7 protein-coding genes are annotated in these 10,871 nt (G+C 71.9%); 3 read left to right on the top strand and 4 right to left on the bottom strand.

The window, feature by feature from the left end; translation table 11 throughout:
• From QZ749_RS23820 to QZ749_RS23810, 3 genes are all read left to right on the top strand, one after another.
• Positions 1–3,446: tandem-95 repeat protein (locus QZ749_RS23820; RefSeq protein ID WP_296952455.1), on the top strand; the 3,446-nt coding region annotated here is incomplete at its 5' end.
• Between the two features lie 53 nt (positions 3,447–3,499).
• Entirely contained in the window at positions 3,500–4,873 is a 1,374-nt protein-coding gene (locus QZ749_RS23815) for an efflux RND transporter periplasmic adaptor subunit (RefSeq protein WP_296952452.1), read from the top strand.
• A complete protein-coding gene (locus QZ749_RS23810; protein ID WP_296952449.1) occupies positions 4,873–7,017 on the top strand; it encodes an HlyD family efflux transporter periplasmic adaptor subunit in 2,145 nt (714 codons plus the stop codon). The genes QZ749_RS23815 and QZ749_RS23810 overlap by 1 nt, the downstream gene beginning before the upstream one ends.
• A 36-nt stretch (positions 7,018–7,053) precedes the next feature.
• On the opposite strand, the gene QZ749_RS23805 is transcribed toward QZ749_RS23810, so the two are convergent.
• The 4 genes from QZ749_RS23805 to uvsE all read right to left on the bottom strand — a co-directional run bounded on the left by QZ749_RS23805 (position 7,054) and on the right by uvsE (position 10,864).
• Positions 7,054–7,185 (bottom strand): hypothetical protein, encoded by a 132-nt coding sequence (locus QZ749_RS23805; protein WP_296952446.1) that lies wholly within the window; start codon positions 7,183–7,185, stop codon positions 7,054–7,056.
• Between the two features lie 51 nt (positions 7,186–7,236).
• A complete protein-coding gene (locus tag QZ749_RS23800; RefSeq protein WP_296952443.1) occupies positions 7,237–8,748 on the bottom strand; it encodes an acetyl-CoA hydrolase/transferase family protein in 1,512 nt (503 codons plus the stop codon).
• Positions 8,749–8,771: 23 nt separating this feature from the next.
• Entirely contained in the window at positions 8,772–9,707 is a 936-nt protein-coding gene (locus tag QZ749_RS23795) for a bestrophin family protein (protein WP_296952440.1), read from the bottom strand.
• 227 nt (positions 9,708–9,934) lie between these two features.
• Entirely contained in the window at positions 9,935–10,864 is a 930-nt protein-coding gene (gene uvsE, locus QZ749_RS23790; RefSeq protein WP_296952436.1) for a UV DNA damage repair endonuclease UvsE, read from the bottom strand.
• Positions 10,865–10,871 lie beyond the last annotated feature (7 nt).

Genomic DNA, 10,871 nt, shown 5'->3' with positions numbered 1-10,871 from the left:
ACAGCAAGGCCACCGATCCGGCACACGGCAGCGTGGTGGTGAATGGCGACGGCACCTACACCTATACCCCGGCGACCGGCTACGACGGCGCCGACAGCTTCACCTATACCGTCAGCGATGGCAACGGTGGTTCCAATACCTACACGGTGGCGGTCACGGTCAACCCGGTCAACCATGCGCCGACGGCTTCCGGCACGGCGATCACGACCAGCGAGGACACGGCCAAGAGCGGCAGCCTGCCGGGTGCGACCGATATCGATGGCGACACGGTCACCTACGGCAAGGCGACCGATCCGGCGCACGGCAGCGTGGTGGTGAACGCCGACGGCACCTATACCTACACGCCGGCGGCGAACTACCACGGCGCCGACAGCTTCAGCTACACCGTCAGCGACGGCCATGGCGGTTCCAACACCTACACGGTGGCGGTCACGGTCAATCCGGTCAACGATGCGCCGACGGCCTCCGGCACGGCGATCACGACCGACGAGGATACGCCCAGGAGTGGCAGCCTGCCGGGTGCGACCGACGCCGACGGCGACACGGTCACCTACGGCAAGGCGTCCGATCCGGCGCACGGCACCGTCACCATCGACGCCCAGGGCGCCTACACCTACACGCCGGCCGCGAATTACCACGGCACGGACAGCTTCACCTACACCGTCAGCGACGGCAAGGGCGGCAGCAATACCTATACGGTCAGCGTCACCGTGGACGCCGTCAACGACGCGCCGGTGGCGTCGAACACCAGCATCACGACGCCGGAAGACACGCCGAGGACGGGCACGCTGCCGGGCGCGACGGACGCCGACGGCGACACGCCGGTGTACGGCAAGGGGACCGATCCCGCCCACGGCACCGTGGTGGTGAACGCCGACGGCACCTATACCTACACGCCGGCCGCGAACTACCATGGCGCCGACAGCTTCACCTATACGGTCGGCGACGGCAAGGGCGGCAGCAACACCTACACGGTCAGCATCACCGTGGACGCCGTCAACGATGCGCCGGTGGCGGCCGACGTCAACCTGTCGACGCCCGGAAACACCCCCCGCACCGGCACGCTGCCGGCGGCGACCGACGTCGACGGCGACACGCCGGTGTATGCCAAGGGGTCGGATCCGGCCCACGGCAGCGTCGTCATCGATGCCAAGGGCAACTACACGTACACGCCCGGCGGCGACTTCAGCGGCAACGACAGCTTCACCTATACGGTCAGCGACGGCAAGGGTGGCAGCAACACCTATACGGTGACCATCGCCGTGGGCCCCGTCAACGGCGCGCCGGAAGCCCGCGACGCCAGCGTGACCACGGCAGAGGACAAGCCGGCGACCGGCGTCCTGCCGGCGGCGACCGACAAGGACGGCGACACCGTCGTCTACGGCAAGGGTTCCGATCCGGCCCATGGCAGCGTCGTCATCGACGCCGCCGGCAACTACACCTACACGCCGGCGCGCGACTTCCACGGCACCGACAGCTTCACCTATACGGTCAGCGACGGCAAGGGCGGCAGCAATACCTATACGGTGCAGGTGACGGTCGCGCCGGTCAACGATGCCCCGGTAGCCGGCGATGCGGCGATCGCGACGAACGAGGACGTCCCGGCCACGGGAACGCTGCCGCGGGCCAGCGACGCGGACGGCGACACGGTCGTCTACGGCAAGGGCGCGGACCCGGCCCATGGCACCGTCGTCATCGATGCCGCCGGCAACTACACCTACACGCCGGTGCGCGACTTCCACGGCACCGACAGCTTCAGCTATACCGTCAGCGACGGCAACGGCGGCAGCAATACCTACACGGTGCAGGTGACGGTCGCGCCGGTCAACGATGCCCCGGTCGCCCACGGCGGCGCCAGCGGCGCCGGCAACGTCGGCGCGCCGCTGGCGCCGGTGACGGTCCCGGCCTTCAGCGACGTCGACAGCCCGACGATCGCCTACACCGCCACCCTGGCCGACGGCGTGCCGCTGCCGTCCTGGCTCGGCTTCGACCCGGACACGCGCACGTTCACCGGCACGCCGCCGCAGGGCAGCCAGGGTTCGTACACCGTGCGCGTGACCGGCAGCGACGGCCAGTCGAGTGCGGACGTCGTCGTGACCATCACCATCGGCAACGCGGCGGCGCCGACGCAGTCGGTGTCGATCGATTCGATGACCAAGGACACCGGCGCGTCGGCCACCGACTTCGTCACCGGCGACGGTTCGGCCGGACGCACGGTCGCCGGCGGCATCGGTGCGCCGCTGGGCGCCGGCCAGGCGGTGCAGGTCTCGTTCGACGGCGGCGCCACCTGGAGCACGGCGGCGGTCAGCGGCACCCGCTGGACCAGCGTCGACGGCGGCGCGCACGCTGCCGGCTGGACCATCAGCGCCAGGGTCGTCGACACCGCCACCGGCCTGTCCGGTCCGGTCGCGGCGCAGCCCGTCACGCTCGAGACGTCGCCGGCGTCCCCGGTCGCGCCGACCGTGGACAGCGTCCCGAACGACAACGCCACGCCGGTGCTGGGCGGCACCGCCACGGTGGGCGCCGGCGAACACCTGGAAGTGCGCGTCGGCGACACGACCTACGTGGTACCGGTTCGGAACGGCACCTGGACGCTCGACCTGTCCACCGCCGAGCCGGTGTCCGGCAAGCCGGTGGTGCTGGAGCCGGGCCGCGACTACGAAGTCGTCGCCAGCGTCACGGACGCCACCGGCAACGTGCGCAACGGCAGCAATACCGGGAACCTCAACGTCGGCCTGCCGGTCGTGCCGGCCGACGTGCCGCCGCCGCCCCGGCCGGAGCCGTCCGTCCCGGCCGCGCCGGTGCCGGCGCTCGCCACGGTGCCGGCACCGGCGCCGGCGCCGGGGGAGGCGGACCACGGTACCGGCGTGCGCAGCGAGACCAGCGCGCCGGGCAGCCTGGCCGCGGGCGACACCCAGCAGCTCGGCAGCGGCATCGGCACGCGCGCCGCCGAGAATTCCTTTGCGGACGCCCTGCGCGGCGCGGCGCTGTCCGACGTCTACACCCGCTCGGAAGGTTTCCGCACGGTCGTCGCCAAGGCCGAGGAGCCGGCGCTGGTGCTGTTCCAGGGCGTGCCGGACCAGTTCGTCGAGACGGCCAGCCGCCTGTCGGTGACGATCCCGGCCGATGCCTTCGCGCATACCCAGCCGGCGGCCATCGTGCGCCTGACGGCAGTGCTGCAGGATGGCCGCCCGCTGCCGTCATGGGTCGAGTTCAACGGCCAGACCGGCCAGTTCACCGGCGAGGTGCCGCGCGACTTCAAGGGCGAGCTGAAGGTCAAGCTGGTCGCGCGCGACATGGCGGGACGCGAGGCCACGGCCCTGTTCCGCATCAACGTCGGCACCGGCCACGCCGTGGACAACGGCAGCCCGGCGCGGGCCGGCAAGCCCGGCCTCACGTCGCAACTGCGCGCCGCGCCCGCGCGCTTCCTGCCGGGGCGCGGCTGACCGGGAGCCGGCGCGGACCCGGTCCGCGCCGGACCCATCACCATCGATGACACATGGATAGACAAACGGAGGCGGGACGCGACCCGCTGGCCACGCTGCTCGACCTGGCGCACCGCGCGCGCCACGCCGGCCAGGCGGTCGAACTGGACTTCCTGGCGGTGAACGGCAGCCACGCGCTGGCGCCGTACCGCCAGGCCGCGCTGTGGTTCGAGGACCGTGGCGTGTGCGCGCTGTCCGGCGTGGTGCAGATCGAGGCCAATGCGCCCTATGTGCAGTGGCTCGGCCGCGTAATCGACGCCTGCGGCGCGCGTGCGCGCGGGCCGGTGGGCGCCGCCGACCTGCCGCCGGACCTGGCGGCCGAGTGGGGCGACTGGCTGCCGGCCTGGGGCCTGTGGCTGCCGCTGGATGCCGGCCCGCACGGCAATCCCGCGCGCGGCGGCCTGCTGCTGGCACGCGACATCCCCTGGCTGGACGGCGAGATCCCCCTGCTGGCCGAGTGGTGCGACATCCTGCGCCACGCCTGGATGGCGCGCACGCCGCCGCTGCGCCTGGGCTGGATGGCCTGGCGCGCGCGCTGGCGCCGCCGCCGCGCGCAGGAGCGCGGCCAGGGCCTGCCGTGGTGGCGCCGGCGCGCGCCGCAAGCCGCCCTCGCCATCGCCGCCTTGTTGTGCGTGCCGGTGCGCCTGACCGTGCTGGCGCCGGGCGAACTGGTGCCCGCCGACCCGGCCGCGATCCGCTCGCCGCTGGACGGCGTGATCGCGCGGTTCGACGTCAAGCCGAACCAGGCCGTCGCGCAGGGGCAGCCGCTGTTCCACTTCGACCAGGCGCAGCTGGAAAGCCGCGACGCCGTGGCGGCCCAGGCGCTGGCCACCGCCGAGGCGGAATACCGCCAGGCGCTGCAGCAGGCGCTGGCCGACGGCAAGTCGAAGAACCAGCTGGCCACGCTGCAGGGGCGTATCGCCGAGCGGCGCGCCGAGGCCGACTTCGTGCACGGCCAGCTGGAACGCTCGACCGTGGTGGCGCCGCGCGCCGGCATCGCCCTGTTCGACGATCCGAGCGAATGGAGCGGGCGCCCGGTCGCGACCGGCGAGCGCATCATGCGCATCGCCGCGCCCGACGACGTCGAGGTCGAGGCCTGGCTGGCGCTGGGCGACGCGATCCCGCTGGCGCCGGGGGCGCCGGTCAGCCTGTACCTGGCGTCCAGCCCGTTCGAACCGGTGAGCGCCAGGATCCGCTACGTCGCCTACGAGGCGGTGCCGCGGCCCGACGGCAGCTGGGCCTATCGCGTGCGCGCCGCGCTCGACGGCGCCACCGCCCAGCGCGTCGGCCTGAAGGGCACGGCCCGCCTGTCCGGCGCATGGGCGCCGCTGGCCTACTGGGTACTGCGCCGGCCGCTGGCGGCGGTGCGCCAGGCGCTGGGGTGGTAGTGGCTGCCGTACTGACGGGCACCCTCCAGGCCGCCCCGCCGGCGACCCTGCCGCCGCTGCGCGAGGAACTGAGCCTGCACCGCGGCCCGGCGCTGGCCACCGGGGAGCCCAGCCATACGCTGGAGGATCCGGTGCGTAACCAGTTCTTCCGCATCGACTGGACGACGTTCGAGGTGCTGCGGCGCTGGTCGCTGGGCACGCCGGACGACATCCTGCTGTCGCTGCGCGCCGACACGCCGCTCGACCTGCAGCGCGCCGACGTCGAGGCCGTGCTGAAGTTCCTGGTCGACCACCAGCTGGTCCAGCCCGATCCGCTGCGTTCCGTGAAGGCGATGGCGGCGCGCCACCAGGCCGCCGCCGGCGCGTGGCATACGCGCCTGCTGCACCATTACCTGTTCTTCCGGATCCCGCTGGTCAGGCCGGACCGCTGGCTGGCGCGCACCGCGCCCGCCCTCGACTGGCTGTTCTCGCGCGGCTTCTTCCTGCTGACCATGCTGGCGCTGCTGGCCGGCGGCGCGCTGGTCTGGCGCCAGTGGGACGTGTTCCGCACCACGCTGTCCGGATCGTTCACGCCCGGCGGCCTGCTGGCCTACGCGGTCGCGCTGACGGCCGTGAAGTGTGCCCACGAACTCGGCCACGCGTTCACCGCCAAGCGCCTCGGCTGCCGCGTGCCGTCGATGGGCCTGGCCTTCCTGGTGCTGTGGCCGGTGCCATACACCGACACCAACGACGCCTGGCGTCTGGCCGACCGGCGCCAGCGCCAGCAGGTGGCGATGGCGGGCGTGGCCACCGAGCTGGCCATCGCCGCCTGGGCCACGCTGGCCTGGAGCCTGTTGCCGGACGGGCTGCTGCGCGACATCGCATTCCCGCTCGCGACCACGACCTGGATCGCCACGCTGGCCCTGAACGCCAGCCCGTTCATGCGCTTCGACGGCTATTTCGTGCTGTCGGACTGGCTCGACATGCCGAACCTGCATGCGCGCGCGTTCGCGCTGGCGCGCTGGGACCTGCGCGAGCGCCTGTTCGGGCTGGGCATCGATCCGCCCGAGCATGTCCCGGCGCGCCGCCACGCGGGATTGATCCTGTTCGCCTGGGCCGTGTGGCTGTACCGCATCACCGTGTTCGTGGGCATCGCGCTGCTGGTGTACCACTTCTTCATCAAGCTGGTCGGCATCTTCCTGTTCTGTATCGAAATGAGCTGGTTCGTCATCCGTCCCGTCGCGGGCGAAGTCAAGGTGTGGGGCGGCCTGTGGACGCGCATCCGGCGCAGTCCCCGCGGGCGCCGTTCGCTGGCCCTGGCGCTGGCCGTGCTGGTGCTGTTCGTGCTGCCCTGGCCGACGCGCGTGCAGGGCGGGGCCGTGCTCAAGCCGGCCGCGGTGTTCCCGGTCCATGCGCCCGAGCATGCCCAGGTCGCCGCATTGCCGGTACGCGAGGGGACGCGGGTGCGCGCCGGCCAGGAACTGCTGCGCTTCGCCGTGCCCGAGACGGGCGGGCGCCGCGCCGCCATCCAGGCCACGGTGGAGCGCCTGCGCTGGGAAGCCGGCGCGGCCGGTTTCGACGCCGAGCAGCGCGCGCGCAGCGCCGTGCTGCGCGAGGAGCTCGGCACCGCCGAGGCGCAACTGGCGGCGCTCGACGAGGAAGAGGCGCGTCACCGGCCGCGCGCGCCCTTCGCCGGCGTCGTGCGTGACCTCGATCCCGAGCTGGCGCCGGGCACCTGGGTGCGCCGCAACGAACGGGTGGCGGTGCTGGTGGGCGACGGCGGCGCCGAGGCGAGTACCTACCTGGACGAGGAAAGCGTGCGCCGCGTGGCGGTGGGCGACCATGCCGTCTTCCATGCCGACGGCGGGGCCGGTCCGGCCCTGCGCCTGACCGTCGCCGGCATCGACCGCGACGCCACCCGCGTGCTGCCGTCCGGCCTGTGGGCCGCGCAGCAGGGCGGGCAGGTGCCGGCGCGCGAGAAGCAGGGCGCCTGGTATCCGGACCATGCCGTGTACCGCGTCACGTTCACGGTCGACGAGGCGCCGGGGGCGCTGGCCGGACAGGCCTGGCGCGGCACGGTGGTGATCCGCGGCGACTGGGAGGCGCCGGGCGTGCGCTTCGCGCGCGCGCTGGCGTCGCTGGCCTGGCGCGAGGCGGGGTTCTAGCAAGCCGCCGCCGGGGGCCTTTCCCCAGGAGCGTTCTCAGGACAGGAGGCCGACCGCCAGCTCGGCCCACGCCAGCAGCAGCGCCGCGGTGGCCAGCACGACGCGCCGCGCGTCGCTGGCGAGGGGCCGGCCCGCCGGGGGGCCGTCATTGCCGTTCATCGCATCCATGGTGCCTCCCGGGTTCGAAGCGCCATCATAGCGCGTTGCGCCCGGGCGCATTCAGGATTCCAGCATCGACCCCGTCTCGCGGTAGCGCGTGTGCCAGGCGAACGCCTTTTCCAGCACGTGCGGCGTCTGCCCGCCACGCTGCTGCGCCTCGGCCACGTAGGCGCGCAGCATGGTCTTGTACGGTTCGGCCACGCAGTTGGCGATGACGACCTCGGCCCGTTCGCGCGGGGCCAGGCCGCGCAGGTCGGCCAGGCCCAGCTCCGTGACGATGATGTCGACGTCGTGTTCCGTGTGGTCGACGTGCGTGACCATCGGCACGATCGACGAGATCCTGCCGTCCTTGGCCAGCGACTTGGTGGCGAAGATCGACAGGTAGGCGTTGCGCGCGAAGTCGCCCGAGCCGCCGATGCCGTTCATCATGTGGGTGCCCGACACGTGGGTGGAGTTGATGTTGCCGTAGATGTCCGCCTCGAGCGCCGTGTTGATGGCGATGATGCCGAGCCGGCGGATCACCTCGGGGTGGTTCGACACTTCCTGCGGACGCAGCACCAGGCGGTCCTTGTAGCGCGCGAAGTCGCGGAACACCTGGGCCGACTTTTCCGGCGAGAGCGTGATCGAGGAGCCGGACGCGAAGTCCAGCTTGCCGGCGTCGAACAGGTCGAAGGTGGAATCCTGCAGCACTTCCGAATACATCGTCAGGTGGTCGAACGGGCTGTCGGCGAAGCCGGCCAGCACGGCGTTGGCGATGGTGCCGATGCCGGCCTGCAGCGGCAGCAGCGAATGGGTCAGGCGCCCGGCCGCGATCTCGGCGTCGAAGAAATCGATCAGGTGGCCGGCGATGGCCCGGGTGTCGGCGTCCGGCGGCAGCACCGACGAGGTGCTGTCCGGCTGGTCGGAAATCACGATGGCGACGATCTTCTCGGGCGGGATCTCGATGAACGGCGCGCCGGCGCGCTGGTCCACGGCCATGATCGGCACCGGCTCGCGCATCGGGCGCTTCCTGGGGATCCAGATGTCGTGCAGGCCTTCCAGGTGCGCCGACTGCGCCAGGTTCAGCTCGACGATCACCTTGTCGGCCAGGATCGCGAAGCTGGCGCTGTTGCCGACCGAGGTCGTGGGCACGATCGCGCCCGTTTCGGTGATCGCCACCGCTTCCACGATGGCCACGTCGACCGGCGCGATGTGGCGGCTGCGCAGCTGCTCGACGGTCTCGGACAGGTGCTGGTCGATGTACATCACCTCGCCGCGGTTGATCGCCGCGCGCAGCACGGGGTCGACCTGGAACGGCATGCGCCGCGCCAGCGCGCCGGCCTCGGTGAGCAGCTTGTCGGTGTCGTGGCCGAGCGAGGCGCCGGTCAGCAGGGTGATCTTCAGCGGTTCGCGGCGGGCGCGTTCGGCCAGCGCGGCGGGCACCACCTTGACGTCGCCGGCGCGGGTGAAGCCGCTCATGCCGACGGTCATGCCGTCCCCGATCCAGCCGGCCGCTTCGCGGGCGCTGGTGACGCGTTCGCGCAGCTGCGCGCAGCGAATGCGTTCCTGGTAATCCTGGTTCATGTCTCTCATGGTGCTTTCTTCGTCGTGGAAACTCAGCCGAGCCGGCAATCGACCGGCTGCAGCGGCGGGGGAAGGTCGCGCTCGCCCAGGGCCGTGCGCACGTCGATCTCGATCGTGCGGCAGATGGCGTCGAGCGGCAGGTCGTTGTCGAGGGTGCCGAACGGTTCCTCGATCTCGTCGCCGAGGGCGTCCAGGCCGAAGATGGTGTAGGCGACGATGAGCGTCACCAGCGGGGTCGCGTAACGGATCGTGTCGACCAGGCCGAACGGCAGCAGCAGGCAGTACATGTAGGCGGTGCGGTGCAGCAGCAGCGTGTACGAGAACGGCAGCGGCGTGCCGCGGATGCGCTCGCAGGCCGCGTCGACGCCGGCCATGGCGCTCAGGGTGGCGTCCAGCGCCGGCGCCGTGCAGGCTTCGATGCGGCGCTCGCGCAGGCACAGCGCCAGGTCCGCGCCCATCTCCAGCACCAGCGCGTGCGGCAGGTTGGGCAGGTCGCGCACGCGCTCCCATTCCGCCGGCGCCAGCCAGGGCGCGACGTCCGGCGCGGGATCGCCGCCGCGCAGGCGGTAGCGCAGCGCGTGCGCATGGGCGATGGTCCGGCGCAGCATGCGGGTGCGCACGTCGGCGCCGTCGGCACCGAACGGCAGCGCGACGTCGACCAGCGACAGGCACTGGCGCGCCAGGCTGCGGCTGCGCAGCACCAGGTCGCCCCACTGCTTGCGGCCTTCCCAGTAGCGGTCGTAGGCCGAGTTGTTGCGAAAGCCGAGGAAGATCGCCAGCGGCAGGCCCATGAGCGTGAACGGCACCGGCGTCAGCGAGAACTTGATGCCGTCGACGATGCCGTCGGTGACGGTGACGGCGACGGCCAGCAGCGTGGCGACGGCCAGGCTTTTCCAGATGGCCGGCAGCACGGAACCGCGCATCGTCAGGAACAGCCGCAGCGGGGTGGGGCGGTCGCGGACGATCATGCCGGCACCCGCGCGGCTTGGTCCAGCTGGAAGGAAAGGAGATCGGTCGGGCCTTGCATCGCTATCGTGGGAGACTGGGATGCCCGTATTCTGCACCGGCGGCGCGGAGTGCGCACCTGCCTTGGGACGGGGTGCGCATGCGGGCGGCCCCATTGTGGCCGCTGGCGCCGCAAATGGCTAATGCTTATTGCTGATGGCGGGCATGCATGGCGTGCATGGGCGGCGCGTCAGGGGGCGGCCAGGTTGGTGCGGCCGGCCGCGCCGGCGGGCCAGTGGCGCAGCCCCTGGATCGCCTCTTCCTTCAGCTTGGCCTCGATCTCGATCCACGGCGCCTGCGCGTACGAGGACGGCATCGTGGCGATCAGGTCGGCGTGCTGGCGGTCGTTGAAACCGGCGCGGCCGTTCGAGATGTGCACCAGCTGGTGTTCCGGCACGGCCCAGGTGGTGCGCGCCTGCGCCAGCATGGCGGCCACGCTCGGGTCGTCGTAGCTGGCCAGCCCTTCGCAGACCACGTGGTGGTGGGCGTCGAACACCATCGGCACGCCGCTACGCAGGCAGACGTCGAGGATCTCGGCGGCGCTGTACGCGTATTCGTCGTTCTCCAGGCACAGGCGCAGCCGGATCGCGTCGGGCAGTTGCGCGATGCGCTCGACCAGCGCGTCGCTGCGGCCGGCCTTGCCGCCGTGGATCTCGAGCAGCGCCCAGGGCGAGCGCGGTTGCAGCAGCAGGTCCATGATGTCGGCGTGCATCTGCAGGATCTTGACGCTGTTGGCGACGACGTCGGGCGAGTCGGAGCTGAGCACCACGAACTGGTCCGGATGCATCACCAGGCGGATGCCGAGTTCCGTCGCGCAGGTGCCGGTCCGTCCGAGCGCCGGCGCCAGCGGCGCCATCACCGCGCGTCCGATGTCCTCGTCGAAGAACGGGAAGATCGACGACGGCATCCGGTACAGGCGGATGCCTTCGCGCCGGCAGTACTGCAGCGCGCCGTCGAGGGTCTGCAGGTTGTCGCGGTAGATGGCGTCGAGCAGCTTGCGCTGGCCCGCGTCCGCATGCTCCAGCAGGCGCTTGCGCGTGACGGTGCGGTAGCGGACTTCCTTCGAGGTCGTGATGCAGACCAGGCCGAGTTCGGGGCGGGGCGTGAGCGTGGCGGACATGGGGCGG

Origin of the sequence: uncultured Massilia sp. (genome assembly GCF_913773735.1) — a bacterium.
GTDB lineage: Bacteria > Pseudomonadota > Gammaproteobacteria > Burkholderiales > Burkholderiaceae_D > Telluria.
Note: the sequence above shows the minus strand (reverse complement) of the source record. Positions and strands in the feature narration are given on the sequence as shown.